Raw genomic sequence first — 17002 nt, 5'->3', positions numbered from 1 at the left:
TCCGGCGCCAACTGCGTCTGGTGCCAACGGCGATACGCCCCGCTTACGGATGCCGAATCGGTTTCGATCTCGGGCAAAGGTTGAAAATGAAACTGCCCCAGCCGTTTCGAGCTGAGGCAGTGACGCAAAGCCAGCGTTTGCGCGGCGATGCAGTTGGATGCCATGCATCGCATGCCGCGCGCTGCCCGCGCGTTTCAGCGCAGCGAGCAGCTTGGGCGACGCGTCTTAACGCAGGTTTGGCAGCGTGACGCGTACCACGTCTTCCTTCGCGTCTTTCGGCTTGTCCTTGTTGTTCTTGACCGTCACGTACAACACGTTGCGGCCTTCGTCCAACGCCAGGCTTTGCGGATGATCGGGCAGGGTGATCGTATCGACGAGCACATAGGTGCTGCTGTTGAACACCGAAACCGTGCCGGCCATGCGATTCGTCACGTAAAGGCGATTGCGCTGCGAATCCAGCTTGAGCGCGAGCGGGCCCGTATCGGTGGGGATGCTGTCGACTTCCTTGCCACTTTTGACGTCCAGCACCAGCACGCGATTGCCCGGATGTTGCGCCTTGTAGTCGGGCGCGACCTTCGCCATGTATTTCGTGATGTTCTCGGCACCCTGATCGGTCGCGAAGAGTCGGCCGGTCTTGTTGTCGAACACAATATTCATCGGTTGCGCGGCCGACGTCTGAATGCGGCGGGTCACAGCCAACGAACGCGTGTCCACAATCACCACTTCGCCCAGCAGGTTGGACGTGAAGATGCGGTGATTTTTGGCATCCAGGAACAAGCCCGGCGCCTTGGCTTTACCGAGGCCAGGAATGGTCTTGATCACTTTCAGGGTGCGCGTATCGACCACGAACAACACGCTGCCTTCGGCAGAATGGCCCGTCACATACAGACGATGGCGCGGGCTATCGACGACCAGCTCGCGCAAGTCGTGCGTGTAGGCTTCCTTGCCGTCCTTGTTCTTGACCTTCTCCATCAACTGCACCGTGCCCACGACGCGGTTGTTCGCGGTGTCCACCACGGTGACCGAGGTGTCCACGGTGTTGCCGACGTATAGGCGGTTGGCCTGATCGTCCAGCACCACACCAAACGCTTTACGCTCGAGGCCGATTTCGTTCACGGTCTGCAAGGTTTCAGGATTCAGACGCAGCACTTTCGAAGGCGCGGCGTCGGCGCCGAAGCCACCCGAGGAGGCGACGAACACGGCGTCTTGCTTGGCGCTATAGGCCAATTCGTACAGTCCGCGTGCCAGCGGTTGGCGCTGCACATCCGAACGCTGGGGCGCGTTTGTGGCGACCGGGGCGCCTGCGGTGCTCGATTGCGCGGGGGTGTTAGAGCCTGTCGAGCATGCCGCGAGCGTGGCGGCAAGCATTGCCGCGCCGAAGGTCAGCTTCAAGGTTCTACGTACGATTTTCATTGTGTCTCGATCCTATATAGATGGGGGATGCGCCGCGCGAAGCGCCGTGGGAAAACACACCACTGCCGCGATTCGCGTGCATGGGCACCCGCAGAAGAGGCAACATTATTGCAAATGGGTTTCATTTGCACAACGACTAATCCTGGCCGATGCCGAGTGAGCCCTTCGCGTGAACCCCGTACATTAGCCGCCCGCGCTGCCGCGCGTCATGCATTGTTGCCATCGGCCCTCCACGCGATTCGCAAACCATGCAGTGGTGAGCGGACGCGTGATCTTCGGACTTTCCAGCTTGATGCCGGGCAACACGGCGCGCGGCAGTGTGCGGCGGGTCGTGCGTTCGGCCAACGCGAATACGCGCTCGTACACCTCCGTCTGCTCGAATTCGAGGGTGTCACCGCGTTCCAGATCGCGCCGAATGGCGCTGTCGTTCATCTCGATCTGGCGGCCGAGCGCGCGTACCGCGAGTTCGGTCTGGCCCGCGTTGCGCGATCCCGGCGTAATCAAGTCGCCATCCAGGGCCAAGGTGATCCCCGAGGCCTGCGACACGGCGCTTTGAAAACCGGCGTTGCGGCTGGCATACCAGCCGGCGTTGAAATCCGCATAGCGGTAGATCAGCTTGTCGTAGTTGGCGGGGTAGCCCAGCAGATGCCCGATGCCGAAGTACATGCCGCCGCGCCGGGTAAACACCTCGTCGCGCAAGGTGCCGGCGACGGGGTAGGGGTAGTCGGCTGCATGCGATTGCGCGAAGGCAATGCTGACCTGCATCGGCCCCCCGGTGCGGACTGGATTGAAGCCGCCGAACAGTTGCCGGCCCAGCGGCACCATGCTGACGAAATCATCGAAGATCTCGCTCAAGCCTTTCTCGGTTTTGACCGTGCGCAGGCGCTCGCCGTACGTTTTGCCGTTGGACGATCGAATGCCGAGCGCGGCATCGACGAGAAAGGCGGGTACGTGCAGCGACTGGGCGCGGCGATCGATCTCGGCCCGGGCGATGCGCGCCAGACCGGCCACCGGCGGATCAGCCTGGAACGTGGATTCCTGCTCGGTAACCGACAGGGCTGCGCACAGGTTTTCGCGCGTGGTGGCAATGTCCTGCGTTGAAAAGGCCACATAGATATCCCGGGCCCAGCCCGAACGATCCGCAACCTTTGGCGGCATCAACTGCTCGATTTCGCTGCGCACCTGATCCGGCGTGCGCTCGGGTGGCGTGGCGACCGGTGTGGCGCAACCCGCGATGAGCACGGCCAGCATCGCTGCGCAGACGCCCAGAGCGCGGCGAGCCAGGGATGGCGGGCAGGATGGCGCAGTCGTGACCACTGAGGCGATGAAGGTTGATTCGGTGAAGGCTGGGGTAGCGATAGTAGGCATGCGCCGATCTTACCGCCTGGACATTCATTCCGCGCGCGGAGGGTCGACCTCGATCCCTTGCTGGCGTGCGCCTTCCCGGGTGAGCACCAGCACATCGCTTTCGCCGTCCTGAGCCAGTTCACCGTCCTGGTTGATCAGTCGAAACCGGCGCCCCAGCTTGCCGCTGCGCCCGCTTTTGCCCGGTTCCACGGTCAGGATGTCGAGTTCGAGATGAACCGTGTTGCCAATCAGGAGGGGCTTCAGAAACTGCCACTGCCGCAGCCCCAGCATGGCGATCGCCGATTTCTCGAAAATGCCGAGTTGATGCAGCATGCCGGTGCACCACGCGATGCCCAGCGCGCCATGCACGATGCGCTGTTCGTAGCGGGTATGGCGCGCGAATTCACTGTCGCAGTGAATCGGATTCCAGTCGCCCGACAGCATCGAGAAAAAAGTCAGATCGCCTTCGGTAATGGTGCGTGCGCTGCTGACGAAAACCTGGCCCGGTTTGAAATCGTCGAGATAAAGGGTGCTCATGATGTTTTCTGCCTGAGAATAGGAGGGCGAATCAGCCGCCGGCCGCCACACGTTGCTGCGCCAGCGCGCGCAATTTGGCGCGCTGGATCTTGTTGCCGTTGGCGCTTTGCGTGGTGGGAAACGCATCCTCGATCCAGAAATGCGCCGGCACCTTGAAAGCCGCCAGCACAGTCTGTGCGGCGGCCTTGAGTTCGGTTTCGCTCAGCGTGCTGCCCGTGGCGGCGATCACGAACGCCACCGGCCGCAACTGCTTGCCGATCTCGACCGCCACCACCTGCACTTCCTGCACGCCCGGCGTTTGCCGGATGACATTTTCAATCTCGGCCGGGCTCACCAGGTAGCCGGAGAGCCGCATGGCGTCGCCCTGTCGGGCGACGTAGACGAAGCTCCCGTCATCGCGCAGGTAGGCGATGTCGCCCGTACGAAAATAGCCGTCCGCATCGATGGCTTTGGCGGTGGCTTCCGGGTCGTTCAGGTAGCCGATGAAGTTGGTGTCGGCACGGATCTCGAGGGCGCCGCTGGCGCCCGGACCCAATAGCGCGCCGCTGTCCAGATCGCGAATGCGGATGTGCGCGCCGTGGTTCCGGCTGGCGGGCATGCCGCCACCTTTCACGCGTTCGGGCACGGGCTCTTCCATGCGCTGCACCGAAAACAGCGCCTGCACCTCGCTCGATCCGTACAGTCCGAACATGGGAATGCCGCGCTGCCAGGCCGCCTGTGCATCGTCCATGCCGTGCGACTGGAAGTTGCCGAAGCCCAGCATCCGCGCCGAAGCGAGTACGTCGGGGGAGGTCGCGTGCTCGATCACGCGCTGGAACATTTCATCGCTGCCGAACACATGGGTAATGCAATGCCGTTGGATCAATGCGGCCGCCTCGGCACCATCGAACGTGTCCATCACGATCACGGGTCGGCCAGCCGCAAAGGCACACATCAGCGAATTGAAGCCAAACACGCCGGAAAACGGCAAGGCGGCCAGGAGCCGCGCGTCGTCGGCCAGCACGCCGTAGGCCCGTGCAGTACGCAACGCATGCAGGGTGACCGTGCGTTGCGGGTGCATCACCAATTTGGGCGCGCTGGTCGTGCCCGATGTGGTGAAGAGGATGCTGGTCGCATCGGGACGCGACACATCGGGCGTATCGGCGTCGGGCAGGTCAGCAAGCGTAAACGCAACCGTCGGGCGCCCCAGCACGTGGGGTGGCATGTGGTGCTCATTTGCGTCGACCACGGCCACCGAGCGCAGGGCGCGCGCGGCATGCGGCGGCACATCGCGCAGCACGGCAGGAAAGTCGATCTTGCGAAAGCCCAACTGCAGCACCAGCATGCTGGCCTGCGAGCGGTCGAGAATGTCGGCCAGTTCGTGCGAGCGGTAACGCGTATTCAAGGTCATCATGGCGGCACCGATGCGCGCCAGACCGAAATACATCGCAAGCCATTCCATGCGATTGACCAGCCATACGGCCACCCGGTCGCCGGGTTGCACGCCGTGCTGTACCAGCCAGGCGGCCGTGCTCGCAACCTGCCGGTCGAATTCGCGATAGCTGATCGCCCGCTCGCCCTCGATGAAGGCAATCGCGTCGCCATGCGTGTGCACGTGATGGGCAAGCAATGCGGGCATCGTGGCGGCGGAAACCGGCATGTCGTCAGCGTAAACGTCGTTCATGTCAGTACAAGGCCATCAGTTTGGCGTTGTCGTTCAATTCATCAGGCAGCGCCTCGCGGATGATGGCACCGGACTTCATCACGATGACGCGATCTGAAATCTTCAGGGCTTCCTTCACGTTCTGTTCCACGAGCAAGATCGCCATGCCATTCTCACGTTGCAACTGTCGAATGGGCTGCAGCAGATCCTGGAACAGCTTCGGTGCCAGCCCAATGGACGGCTCATCCATCAGCAGGCACCGCGGCTGGCTCAGCAGAGCGCGTCCGATGGACACCATCTGCTGTTGGCCGCCCGACAGCGTGCCTGCGCGCCGATCGTAGAATTGTTTGAGCGCCGGCAGTACCGACAGCACCCAGTCCAGCCGCGATGCGCGCTCGGCTTGCGGCACGCCGGCTGACCACAGCCCGATTTTCATGGTTTCGGCTACCGTCAGCCCCGGGAAAATGCCGCGGCCTTCCGGCACCAGCGACAGGCCGGCGGCAGTAAGCTTACGAGGATCCACGACGTTCAATGGCGCGCCATCCAGCAGGATGTCGCCCGCCTGCCGAGGCACGAGACCGAACAGCGCTTTAAGCAGCGTCGATTTGCCCGCGCCGTTGTGACCGATGAGGCACAGCACCTCGGCCGGCCGCAGGTCGAAATCGAAATCGCGCAACACAGGGCGGCCGCCATATCCGACCACGAGCCCACGGGTCTCCAGAAGACGAGGCGGCGTTGCCGCCGGCGAGAGAGGCGTCATGACGCTTGATCCCCAAAGTAGATGGCCGCCAGGTGCGGGTCGTTCAACACGTCCGCCGGCAGGCCATCGGCCAATAACCGTCCTTGGTCGAGGAATGCGATGCGGTCGGAAATGCCGATCACGATGTCCAGATTGTGTTCGATGATGCACACCGTGAGTCCCTTCTGGACTTCGCTGCGCAGCAGTTCCAGAAAGCGTTCGTACGAACTGCGATCCAGTCCGGAGGCCGGCTCGTCCAGCAGCCAGATCTTCGCGTCGGCCGCCATGATGCGGGCCATGCTCAGGAACTTGCGCTCGGCGTACGCCAGATCCACGGCCCGCGTCTCGGCTTTATCCGCCAACCCCGTTCGCTCGAGAATGGTGCGTACGCGGTCTTCGCGCTCCGATCGGCCGCTGCGTCCGCCCGGCTGCCACAACCACGACACCGGCTCCATCACGGTCAGCACGTTTTCCAGTACGGTCATCTGGCTGAACAACCGCAGATCCTGAAAGCTGCGCGCCAATCCGAGCCTGGCGATCTGAAAGTGCTTCTTGCCCAGCAGCGATCGGCCTTGCCACAGGATTTCGCCTGCATCCGGCTGAAGGTGTCCGGTGATTTGATTGAATAGCGTGGTTTTGCCTGCGCCATTGGGCCCCACCAGCGTGGTGACGATGCCGGCACGCAGGTCGAGCGACACGTCGTCCGTCACCTTCAATCCGCCGAAGCGCTTGCGCAAATGGCGAATGCTGAGCAGCACGTCGTGATCGGGGGGCGGGGCGCCGTGTGAGGCGATTGGTTCGTGCAGGGCATTCATGCTGGTTTTCCTTTGCCTGCGGCGCGTTTGCCCGAGCCCACGATGCCGCCGGGCCGATAGATCATCAGCAACACCATCGCCAGGCCATAGGCGATCTGTTGAATCGATCCGATCTCGGTTTGCGGCAGAAACGACATATAGCTGAAGATCCCCGGCAGCAACATCAGCAGCACGGTGCCTACGATCGGGCCGGCCACCGTACCGGTGCCGCCGATGATCACCATCGCCATCAACAGCACGGAGGTTTCCAGTGTGAAGCTCTCGACGTTGATGAAGCCCATGTAGAAGGCGTACAGCGCACCCGCGACGGCAGCGAGCGCGGACGAGATCATCACCGAGAGTGTCTTGATCACCGCCACGTTCTTGCCGAAGGCGTGAGCGGCAGATTCGCTGTCGCGAATCGCCTTCAGGTTGCGCCCGAAACTCGAGCGCAACAGCGCCGTGGTCGCCACCAGCACGATCACCAGGCACGCGGCGGCGAGCGCAAGAAACGCCACCGGATCCACTACCTCATGACCGAACACATCCGGGGGCGGAATGCCGATCACGCCGCCCAGGCCGCCGGTGATGGCTTTCCATTCCGAAAACACCGTAACGCCCAGCACCTGCAAGCCCAACGACGCGGCGACGAAGTACTCGCCGCGCACGCGCAGCGCCGGCAGGGCCAGTACCAGTGAAATCAATGCGGCGATCAGCATGGCCACGGGAATGGCCAGGAAGATCGAGGCGCTTGCGTGCAGCGCAAAATAGGCGGCCGTGTAGGCGCCTACCCCGAAGAATATCGCGTGGGCGATCGAGAAGATCCCGGCGTAGCCCATGATGAAGTTGAGCGTGATCGCCAGTACCGCATTGATGCAGATCAGCGTGGCCAGATTGAGCAGATAAGCAAGCATGGCGGCCTCACGATGCCGTTGCCCGGCCGAAGAAGCCGGCAGGACGGAACAGGATGAACAGGAACAGCACGACGAAGGAAATGGCTTCGCTCCATTGCGGCTCGAAATACAGCAGCGCCAGATTCTCGGCCAGCCCCAGCAGCAGTCCAGCGCAGGCGGCGCCGCGCAAGCTTCCCACGCCGCCCACGATGGTGGCGGCCAGGCTGATCAGAATCACGTGATGGCCAATGGCCGGATAGAGGCCGGAGCTTGCGGCCGAGAGCAGAGCGGCCGGCACCACCAGGAACGATCCCAAGGCAAACACCGTCATCGACAACCGGCGCGGGCTCATGCCATACACGCGCACGAGTTCCGGATTCTCGGACAGCGCGCGCAGCGCCATCCCGGTGTGCGTGCGCATCAGAAACAGTTGCAGGCCGATGAAGAACAGCAGCGCGATCGCGATGGCGATACCCGATATCGGCGAGACGTACACACCCGACATCACCTCTACGCTTCGGCTAAGCGGCGTATCCACCGAGACGAAGCTGCGGCCGAAGATCATGCCGCACAGGTTCTGCACCACGATGCCCACGCCGAACGACGCCACGAAGACGGTGAAGAACGACCCCTCGTGCTTCTGGATCGGCACATACACAAAGCGATTCAAGGCCACGCCGAAAAGCACCGCAGCGGCGGCGGCCGTCACCACGGCAAGCGCCCAATGCCACTGTGCGATGGCATACACGTAGTAGAACGCGTAGGCCGCCAGCGTGAAGGTGGAGCCGTGTGCGAAGTGAAAGATGCGGGTGGAGCCGAAGATCAGCGAGAACCCCACCGCGATCAGCGCATACAGCACACCCACCTGTACCCCATTGATCAACAGCTGTAACAGCAGCATGAACGTGTCCCCTCATGTTCCGGGTGGGTGCCGTGTTACTTGCTTTCCGCAAAGACGACTTTGCCGCCCTGGCCGTCGATTTCGTTGATCTGCATCGGCGCGAGCACGGTGCCGTTTTCGTTGAACGTCACCTTGCCGCCCACCAGATCGAACGTCTTCGTTTCCACGCGTTGCGCCAGCAGGTTCTCGCCGGTAATGGGTTGGCCCTTCTTGTTCAACTGCTGCGCCAGCAGTGCAAAGAGGCGCACCGCGTTGTAGTAGTTGGCGATGAAGGCCGTCGGCATCTTGTTGTACTTGGCGCGATAGCTCTCGACGAAGCGCTTGGTGACCGGATCGTCGGAGGTCCAGTCCACCTTCTGCGAGGTATAGAGCGTGCCGACTGCCGCCGGCAAGGCCGCGATCTCCGGCGTCGCCACGCCGCTATAGCTCACGAACTGCTGGTTGATGCCGTTGTCGCGAAACTGCTTCATGATCTGCGCCTGCTGCGACCCATACGAGGCGATGTACACCACATCGGGATTGGCCGAGCGCACACGTGCCGCGATGCCGCTGAACTGCTGCATCGTGGCCGGCACCGACATGGCCTCCAGCAGTTCGCCGCCAACGCCGGGCAACGCGCTTTCCATTTCCTTGCGGATCGATTGGCCCAACGGGTCGTCCACATACACCAACACGAATCGCTTGAGTTTGCGTTCGTTGACGAGGTAGGGCAACGCTGCCCGCACTTCGAAGTTGGCCAGTGTGATCACATTCCAGAAGTAGGGGCCCAGTTCCGCCAGATCAGGGCCCACGCCGCCGCCGTTCACGGCAACCGTTTTGGTGCGCGCGCCGATGGCCGATATCGCTTTCGAGACGCCGGTGAAGGCCGACAGTACGTACGGCACTTTCTGCACATTGACGAGCTTGTTCATGCCGATCAGACCCTGCTGCGGCAACGCCTGGCTATCCTCGTACTGGATCGAGAGCTTGCCGTCGAGCATGTTGTCGGCGTTGATATGCTCGGCTGCGAGATTGGCGCCCGAGCCGAAAATATCGCCGTACGAGGCGTTCAGCCCGCTGAGCGGAAACAGGGCGCCGATCGTGACATCGGCGGCGCGTGCCGCAGAGCCGGTAGCGCACGCCAACGCGAGCGCGGTCGCGCCAATGACCTTGGTGATCCGTGACATCGTTTGTCTCCTCTTCCTTCAGACGCGGGCCGGAGGTGACCTGGCCGCGTGGCTGCCGATCCGTACGGCACGATGCCGACGGTATTGTTATGGGATCCTGTGCTCGCCCGGCGCAAGGGTCAGTCGCGGATGTGGGCCGTTGCGCGGGCTTCCACGTCATGCCAGATATCGAGCGCCATCGGCCGTTCGGACTCTTCCATGATGTGCCCCACCAGTCCGATGGCTCGCGCCATCACGCCAAACCCGCGCACGATCTTCCAGGGAAAGCCGAACTCGCAGCAGATGGCACCGAGCGCGCCGGTGGCGTTGATCGGCAATACCTTGCCGGACGCACGCTCGGCTTCTGCGCCGATGCGCTGCATGAGTGCGATGTGCTTGCCGCTCATGCCGTTGTCTTCAGCGATCTTGAAAAGCCGCGGCGTGCGCGGATCGATGGGCTTGTGAATGGGGTGCCCGATGCCGGGAATGATCTGCTTGCGGGCGCGGTAGTCGGCGACGGTATTGGCGGCGAGTCGATCGAGATCAGGGTTGTCGCCCGCCTGCTCGAAAGCCTCGTACAGCATCCGCGCCGAGCCTTCCGTCGTGCCGACGAAGACGGTGCCCAGGCCGCACAGGCCTGCCGCCACTGCGGCTTGCAACGACTCGGGTGCGCCCGCATACGTCAGGCGTGCGGCAATTGCGCTGGGGGTCATGCCATGCTCGACGAGTGTGATCAGCACCGCATTGAATACCCGCGATTGCGCCGGCGTCGCGGTCTTGCCCGTCAATTGAAAGTAGGCGAAATCGCCAAGGTTCATCTGGCCGAGAATGTCTTGCGCGAGGTCCTTGCCACGGATAACGATGCGGTCGGGCCGGCTGTAGGCAATATCGGAACGAATCTCGTTGGGTTGGCGGGTCATCGTCATGGTCCTTTACACCGGGTCCCAGGGGAATACATCGGCCGATCGGTCGAGCGGCACGAAACTCGCCTTCAGCGCAGGCATGGCGTGTTCGGCCACGCTCTGCGGCGTCCAGCCCTCGGAGCGATGGATGGCGCGCAGGGGGCGCGGCTGGCTCATCAGGAAAATCTCGTTGTTGCGCACTGCAAACACCTGCGCGTTCACGTCGGCTGCCGCGTCGCTTGCCAGATACACGGCCAGGGGCGCAATCTTGTCCGGCGTCATCTGCTTGATCTTGTCGACCCGCGCCTGCTGTTCGGGCGTCTTCACCGGAATCGAATCGATCATGCGGCTCCAGGCGAAGGGGGCGATGCAGTTCGAACGCACGTTGAATTTCTGCAGGTCCAAGGCAATCGATTTGGAGAGGGCGGTGAGGCCCAGCTTGGCTGCGGAGTAGTTGGCTTGCCCCAGGTTGCCGATCAGGCCGGACGTCGACGTCATATGCACCAGGCTGCCGGATGCCTGCTCGCGAAAGTGAGGTGCGGCGGCGCGGCTCATGTAGTAGGCGCCATACAAATGCACCTTGAGTACGGCATCCCAATCGTCTTCGGTCATCTTGTGAAACAGCACGTCGCGCAAGATGCCTGCGTTGTTTACCACCGCATCGATGCGGCCAAAGGCTTCCACCGCAAGCGCCACGATATCGCGGGCGCTTTGTGCGTCGGCCACGCTATCCGTGCTGGCCACCGCGCGTCCACCCGCGGCCTTGATGGTTTCGACCACGGCTTGGGCCGGGCCTGTATTATGGCCTTCGCCGCTCAACGACGCACCGATATCGTTCACCACAACATTGGCGCCAGCCTTGGCCATCATCAATGCAATTTCGCGTCCGATGCCGCCACCGGCACCCGTCACCACCACGGTTTTACCTTCAAGCAATTTTTCGGTACTCATCACGTTTCCGGTTCGTCATGCAACGCAGAATGCATCGCATTGGCGCGACTCAGGCGCGCAGTTGTCCGCCCAGGCCAGAAGATGGCGCTCGCGGATGCGCGGTCGAACTCGCACACGGGGTGCTGCGGCGGGTAGCGCGGTAGTGAACCTACCCGCTGGTCTCGTATCGTTATGATTTTTGGTCTGCCTGGTACGAGGCACTCGCAACCGATTTTGTCGATTGCGCGTGCCGCGCGGCAGGCGATGTGCGTATAGTCGGAAAGCAGTAAAAGGGTGTCAAGCCTGCGATCTGCTCAGTTCCGTACTTTGAAAAGGAAAAGCCATTTTCATTCTGACGGCGTGCAAATCGCGCGTCGAGAATTTGGGTTGCAATGCAAAAAAATGGCAGTGATGCGGGTGTCCAGCCACGTGATAGCGGCCTGCGCGGCAGGCGATATCAAGGATATGTGCGATGCAACACATGGCGTCAGGTGCTGCACATTGCGTTTCGTCGATTGAAAAGAGCGCTGGGTCTTTCACTGTACGGAACATAAGATAGACGCGGGTTGACCGGCATCGATCGGGTGCGGCATGGTCGCCTCGGCGGTTCCTTTCCGGCAAAGCCACGAGGCATACAGTGAGCACATCGGCACGTAAAGCGGTCCACCGGGTAAAGGATGTTCGCATCGTTCTGCGTGCGCCCGTTGCCGCTGAGGCTGCAACCTCGCGCAATCCCGACGCGCATCGCCCGCCCATCAAGCCGGTGGAACGCGGATTCGCGGTGCTGGATGCGTTTCTCGGCGATGCCGAATGGCTTGCCAATCAAGACATCGCGGCGCGCACCCAGCTGCCGACCGCAACCGTATCGCGACTCTCGCAAACCCTCACCGCGTTGGGATATCTCACCTATTGCCCACAGCGGCGCCGGTATCGCCTGGCCGTATCCGTCTTGAGCCTGGGCTTTGCCGCGATCGTGGATACGGATGTCGTGGCGCAAGCGCGTCCGCCCATGCAAGCGCTTGCCGATGATCAGCGCGTGTTTGTGGCGTTGGCCGGCCGTGACGGGCTCGACATGATCCTGTTTGAAAATTGCCATAGCGCAGCGAGCGCGGCAACGGTGGGGCTGGGCGTGGGCGAGCACATGCCGATGGCCGCGTCGCCCGTGGGTTGGGCGCTGCTCGCGTGCGTGCATCAAAGCGAACGCAGCTACTTGCTCAACAGCATGCGCGCGCACCACAAGCGCGACGCCTGGATGGGCGTGCGGCAGAAGATCGCGGCGGCGCAGGAAGAGATCGCGGGCAAGGGATACTGCGTGTCCACAGGCGACTGGGGGTCCGACATCACCGTGGTCGCCGCGCCCCTCGTCATGCGCGACCGCATGCCGATGGTACTCATCGCAGCCGGGCTGGCCGGCACGCTCACGCGGGCCCGCGTCGAGCAGAAGGTGGCGCCGCGCCTGCTCGCCATTGGTCGGCACCTGCAGCAGGCGGAAGCACTGCATGGCTAGTCTCGATTCCGATCGTCGCGACACCGACGCTGCCCCGGCGACCCACACACTGGAGCGCGCGCTGAAAGTATTGAAGGTGTTCAGCGGCAGCCCGAAACCGCTGACGCATGCCGAGCTCGTGCGTCGCACGGGTTACTCCAAAGCCTCGGTGTCGCGGCTGGCGGCAACGCTCGTGTCATTGGGCTATCTGGACCGCGCACAAGACGGTGTGCGGGTGCAGATCGGCGTTCGCGGCCTGCGGCTTGGTCAACGATACCTCTCCAATAGCCCGGTGCCCGGCATCGCCAGGCCCATCATGCAGGCTCTGGCGGACCGCTACGACATGCTGGTCGGCCTGGCCGTGCCCGATCAGCTCGACATGATCTATATCCAATACTGCAAGAGCCGCAAGCACGAGACCTTGCGGCTGGGCGTGGGCCGCGCCGTGCCGATGGCGCTCAGCTCGATCGGACGCGCTTATGTGTGGTCGCAGCCGGCCGAACTGCGCCAGCGCTTGCTGTTCGGTATCTGGAAAAAAAGCGGTGAACACGGCCCGCAGATCGTGGCCAGGATCGAGCGTGCCTTCGACGATCTCGATGCGCACGGTTATTGTTTTGCCGCCGGCGAGTATCAGCGCGACACGTTTGCGATCAGCGTGCCCATTGCGTTGGGTGATCCGCCCGTCACGATGGCGCTCAATTGCAGCGGCGTGGGTGCCTTTCCCGATCGGCAAACACTGCACGACGATCTGGCGCCGGCATTGAAAACGGCGGCGCGGCAGTTGGAAGCTGCACTGCGCACGACCGATAGCGCGCTGTTCTAAGATGTGGGTGGCCGCGTTCATGTTGGTGCTGACTGACGCGCACACATCGGCGTCGATACGTCGAGATCAACCCGCCGGCATCAACGCGTTTGCGGCAAGGTCGCGCGCGCCATATCCGCAAACGCGCGCGCCAGCGGCGAGCGTACGCTGGCGCGCAGCCAGATCGCACCCACTTCGCGCGAGGGGCAGGGCGCCGGCAGCGGCCACCGTTTGAGGGCCGTGTTCGCGGGGCCGAGCACCGGCCAGTCGGGCAGCACCGATACGCCCAGTCCTTCGGCCACCAGCTTGGCAATCGATTCGATGCCATCGAGCTCGAACCGCACGTTCGGTCGAATGCCCTGGGCACGCAGGTACTCGTCGGCCATCTTGCCGGCGATCACGCCCCGATCGTATTGAATGAACGGCTCGCGCCGGGCGATGGCGAGCGGATCACGGCCTTTCATTGCGGCGGGGGTAACGAGCACTAGCGGCTCGTTACGCAAGCTTTGCCACACGCAGGTCTTGGGCAATTCGAAACGTGGATGCACCAGGATCGCCGCATCGAGGTCCCCGCCCAGCACTTTGGCATACAGCGTGGTGGTGGTGCCGGGCTCGATAAAGATATTGATGTGTGGATGCTGCGTTACCCAGCGTTTGAGTACGGTGGGCACGATGCCGGTCAGCGCGCTGGGGGTCGCGCCCAATCGCAGCGGGCCTGCCGGTAGCGCGGTATCGGAGGCTTCGGAGCGGAGGTCGGCCACGTGCCGCAATACCGTGTGAGCACGCTCGACGATGCGCAGGCCTGCCAAGGTGGGCTTAACGGTGCGGCCCGCCCGTTCGATCAAGCGATTGCCCACGTCCGCTTCGAGCGCACGCACCCGTTGCGTGACGGATGACGGCGTGATGCCCAGCCGCCGCGCGGCTTCGGCGATCGACCCCGTATCCACCACCACGATAAACGTTTGAAGAAACTGGGTATCCATCCGGCGCTCGTCGTCTGTTCGAGCAGGTCACTCTACAAGAAAACGCTTTTTCCGTCTTTTTAAAGTGCCAGACGGTGGTTGATGCGATGTTTGCAGCCCCCCAGAATGCGTCATCGATCGTTGTGGGCAGGGCGTCACCCTGCCGCCACGACGACCCCGAACATCTTCAGATAAAAGGACTTCTGGTATGCCTACGATTGAATCCATCGATGTGTGCGCGGCGCTGGTGCCGCTGGATCGCGTCACTTCTTTTTCAAATCGCTCGGTGAGCGTGCGCCATTACGGTCTGGTCAAGGTGCGGTCGACCGATGGCGTCGAGGGTATCGGCTTCTGCTACGTCGGCAGTGCCGGCGGCAGCATCTTCACGGCAGCCGTGAAAGATCTGCTGGCACGTGTGTTGATCGGTCGCGACTCGCATGCGGTCGAAGGCTTGTGGCGCGATATGTACCAGGAGGCGCTGCTGCAAGGGCGCCAGGGCACGGTGATGCGCGCTCTCAGCGCGCTGGATACGGCCATCTGGGATCTCAACGCCAAAACGCAAAAGCTGCCCCTGCACCGCTATCTGGGTGCCGTCGAACTTGAAAGCGTGCCGGCCTACGCCAGCGGCGGTTACTACCTGGACGGCAAAACGCCGCAGCATCTGGGTGAGGAAATGGCGGGCTACGCGGCCAAGGGCTTCAAGGCCGTCAAGCTGAAAACGGGCCGCCTGTCGCCCCGCGAAGAAGAAGCCCGTTTGAAAGCCGTGCGCGAAGCCGTGGGCCCGGATGTGGAAGTGATGATGGACTGCAACAACGCCTGGGGCGACATCACCGAGGCGATGACCTACGTGCGCCGCTTCGAGCAATACGATCCGTACTTCATCGAAGAGCCGTTCAGCCCCGACGATATCGATAGCCACGCCAAGCTGGCGCGCGCCACACGCGTGCCGATCGCTACGGCCGAAATCGGCTACGGCCGCTGGTATCACAAAGAACTGCTGGACAAGGGTGCCGCCGGCATTCTGCAAACGGATGCTGCCGTATGCGGTGGCATTACCGAGTGGAAGCGCATCGCCGCCACTGCCGCGTCCTATGGCGTGGTCGTATGCCCGCACTGGTTTCACGATCTTCATGCCCCGCTTGTGGCCGCAACGCCCAACGCACGCTACGTCGAATTCTTCTGGGATGACCAAGTACTCAACTTCCGCCGCTTGATCGACCGTCAGATGGATCACAAGGATGGCCGCGTGATCCTGCATCAAACGCCAGGGTTGGGCTTTGGCTTCGACGACAAGGAAATCGCCAAGTACGGCAAGTGGGAAACGGTGCGGTAAGCGCCGGGTAATCTGAGCAGCGCGCACGGAGGTATTGAAGTGCGGTCTGCTGCGCGTCGCTGCCACGCCCAACGGCAAGCGGAACAAGAATCCGGCACGGCTACAATGCCGAAAAAGCGCGAAACGAACGAACGAGGTACTGTACGCGTCGTCGTTCGTTCACAAGCGCCCGCCAGGATCATCGCCCATGCGTTATCGGTTTCCGCCTTTGAATTCGCTCAAGATCTTTGAGGCGGTGCTGCGGCGTGGGTCGATCAGGCAGGCCGCCGAAGAGCTCTGCCTGACCCCTCAGGCCGTCAGCCAGCAGCTCAAGCAACTCGAGGCGTTCGTCGGTCAGGCGCTCTTCGTGCGTGGCGTGCGCAACATCACGCCGACGAAGGCCGCAACGGCGTTAGGCGAGCGTGTGCGCCACGCGTTCGACGAAATCGCCGAGGGTCTGTCCGCTACCCGGCATGCGCAGGGCGAGAAATCGCTGCGGCTCTACGTCAGCCCTTATTTTGCCACCACCTATCTCGTTCCGAATCTGCGGGCCTTCACCGAGCGTTATGCCGGCATGAAGCTCAATATGGGCGTGGGCGTGGAAATGATTGATCTGGACGCCAATACCGAGGTCGACGCGATCATCCACTGGACCTACGGTGCGGATAAAGACCTCGTCGAGACCCCATTGATCGAGGATCGCAAGGTCTTGGCCGTGAGTACGGAACTGGCCGCGCGGATGCCCGTACGCATGCCGCAGGACGTGCTGTCGCACATGCTCGTCGTGCCTACGGTGGCCAATCATCTGTGGGAGGATACGTTCAAGCTGCTCGGCTTGGCTGACCACCCCTTGCCGCCGGTGATGGCGTTTTCGTCCCATGCAGCGATGCTCGAAGCCACCCTGGCCGGGCTGGGCGTGGGGCTCGTGTCGCACAAGGACGCGTTGAAAGAGATTGCCAGCGGCCGCCTGATCGCGCCGTTTGGCGTCGACCTGCTCGCTGGACTGTCTTACGAGCAAACGCCACGATTCTCGCTCTTCCATCGCAAGGAAAGCGCCAATCTCGACGTGATCACCGACTTCAGGGATTGGCTGCTCGAGGCGGTGTGCCGCGATGAGGTAATCGGCTATCCGTCGCGTTGCACGACGGCGTAGCCGACTGGGTCGAGAGCGTCGATCGTATTTGCTACCGATCCGCA

Annotated in this window: 16 protein-coding genes; 4 read left to right on the top strand and 12 right to left on the bottom strand. The window is 62.6% G+C overall.

The window, feature by feature from the left end; all coding sequences use genetic code 11:
• Positions 1-225: 225 nt before the first annotated feature.
• From EYW45_RS01985 to EYW45_RS01935, 11 genes are all read right to left on the bottom strand, one after another.
• Positions 226-1413, bottom strand: coding sequence for a YncE family protein (locus EYW45_RS01985; protein WP_161133704.1), 1188 nt, complete (start codon positions 1411-1413; stop codon positions 226-228).
• Between the two features lie 183 nt (positions 1414-1596).
• A complete protein-coding gene (locus tag EYW45_RS01980; RefSeq protein ID WP_328703578.1) occupies positions 1597-2781 on the bottom strand; it encodes a DUF1615 domain-containing protein in 1185 nt (394 codons plus the stop codon).
• A 24-nt stretch (positions 2782-2805) separates the two neighbouring features.
• Positions 2806-3297, bottom strand: coding sequence for a MaoC/PaaZ C-terminal domain-containing protein (locus EYW45_RS01975; RefSeq protein ID WP_161133703.1), 492 nt, complete (start codon positions 3295-3297; stop codon positions 2806-2808).
• 31 nt (positions 3298-3328) lie between these two features.
• Positions 3329-4960 carry an AMP-binding protein gene (locus tag EYW45_RS01970; RefSeq protein WP_235938763.1) on the bottom strand — a complete coding sequence of 544 codons (1632 nt, stop codon included), beginning with the start codon at positions 4958-4960 and terminating at the stop codon, positions 3329-3331.
• Between the two features lies 1 nt (position 4961).
• Positions 4962-5699 carry an ABC transporter ATP-binding protein gene (locus EYW45_RS01965; RefSeq protein WP_161133702.1) on the bottom strand — a complete coding sequence of 246 codons (738 nt, stop codon included), beginning with the start codon at positions 5697-5699 and terminating at the stop codon, positions 4962-4964.
• Positions 5696-6493 carry an ABC transporter ATP-binding protein gene (locus tag EYW45_RS01960; RefSeq protein WP_161133701.1) on the bottom strand — a complete coding sequence of 266 codons (798 nt, stop codon included), beginning with the start codon at positions 6491-6493 and terminating at the stop codon, positions 5696-5698. Before EYW45_RS01960 ends, EYW45_RS01965 begins: the two co-directional genes overlap by 4 nt.
• Complete coding sequence (locus EYW45_RS01955) at positions 6490-7386, bottom strand: branched-chain amino acid ABC transporter permease (RefSeq protein ID WP_161133700.1); 897 nt, start codon at positions 7384-7386, stop codon at positions 6490-6492. The genes EYW45_RS01960 and EYW45_RS01955 overlap by 4 nt, the downstream gene beginning before the upstream one ends.
• 7 nt (positions 7387-7393) lie before the next feature.
• The gene (locus EYW45_RS01950) at positions 7394-8266 is read right to left on the bottom strand and encodes a branched-chain amino acid ABC transporter permease (RefSeq protein ID WP_161133699.1); all 873 of its coding nucleotides are present in this window, start codon (positions 8264-8266) and stop codon (positions 7394-7396) included.
• A 35-nt stretch (positions 8267-8301) separates the two neighbouring features.
• Complete coding sequence (locus EYW45_RS01945) at positions 8302-9432, bottom strand: ABC transporter substrate-binding protein (protein ID WP_161133698.1); 1131 nt, start codon at positions 9430-9432, stop codon at positions 8302-8304.
• Positions 9433-9551: 119 nt separating this feature from the next.
• Positions 9552-10337, bottom strand: a complete 786-nt coding sequence (locus tag EYW45_RS01940; RefSeq protein ID WP_202444549.1) for a citryl-CoA lyase — start codon at positions 10335-10337, stop codon at positions 9552-9554.
• 6 nt (positions 10338-10343) lie between these two features.
• A complete protein-coding gene (locus tag EYW45_RS01935; protein WP_161133696.1) occupies positions 10344-11264 on the bottom strand; it encodes an SDR family NAD(P)-dependent oxidoreductase in 921 nt (306 codons plus the stop codon).
• 616 nt (positions 11265-11880) lie between these two features.
• Here EYW45_RS01935 and EYW45_RS01930 point away from each other — a divergent pair.
• A complete protein-coding gene (locus EYW45_RS01930; protein ID WP_161133695.1) occupies positions 11881-12750 on the top strand; it encodes an IclR family transcriptional regulator in 870 nt (289 codons plus the stop codon).
• Positions 12743-13552 carry an IclR family transcriptional regulator gene (locus EYW45_RS01925; RefSeq protein ID WP_161133694.1) on the top strand — a complete coding sequence of 270 codons (810 nt, stop codon included), beginning with the start codon at positions 12743-12745 and terminating at the stop codon, positions 13550-13552. Before EYW45_RS01930 ends, EYW45_RS01925 begins: the two co-directional genes overlap by 8 nt.
• An 80-nt stretch (positions 13553-13632) precedes the next feature.
• On the opposite strand, the gene EYW45_RS01920 is transcribed toward EYW45_RS01925, so the two are convergent.
• The gene (locus EYW45_RS01920; protein ID WP_161133693.1) at positions 13633-14514 is read right to left on the bottom strand and encodes a LysR family transcriptional regulator; all 882 of its coding nucleotides are present in this window, start codon (positions 14512-14514) and stop codon (positions 13633-13635) included.
• A gap of 187 nt (positions 14515-14701) precedes the next feature.
• Here EYW45_RS01920 and EYW45_RS01915 point away from each other — a divergent pair, with 187 nt between their 5' ends.
• Together EYW45_RS01915 and EYW45_RS01910 are read left to right on the top strand one after the other, a co-directional pair.
• The gene (locus EYW45_RS01915; protein WP_161133692.1) at positions 14702-15826 is read left to right on the top strand and encodes a mandelate racemase/muconate lactonizing enzyme family protein; all 1125 of its coding nucleotides are present in this window, start codon (positions 14702-14704) and stop codon (positions 15824-15826) included.
• Positions 15827-16013: 187 nt separating this feature from the next.
• Complete coding sequence (locus EYW45_RS01910; protein ID WP_161133691.1) at positions 16014-16958, top strand: LysR substrate-binding domain-containing protein; 945 nt, start codon at positions 16014-16016, stop codon at positions 16956-16958.
• The last annotated feature ends 44 nt before the right edge of the window (positions 16959-17002 follow it).

The organism is Schauerella aestuarii (assembly GCF_009866805.1).
Lineage (GTDB): Bacteria > Pseudomonadota > Gammaproteobacteria > Burkholderiales > Burkholderiaceae_B > Schauerella > Schauerella aestuarii.
The sequence above is the reverse complement of the archived record's forward strand: the minus strand, read 5'-3'. Positions and strand labels throughout refer to the sequence as shown.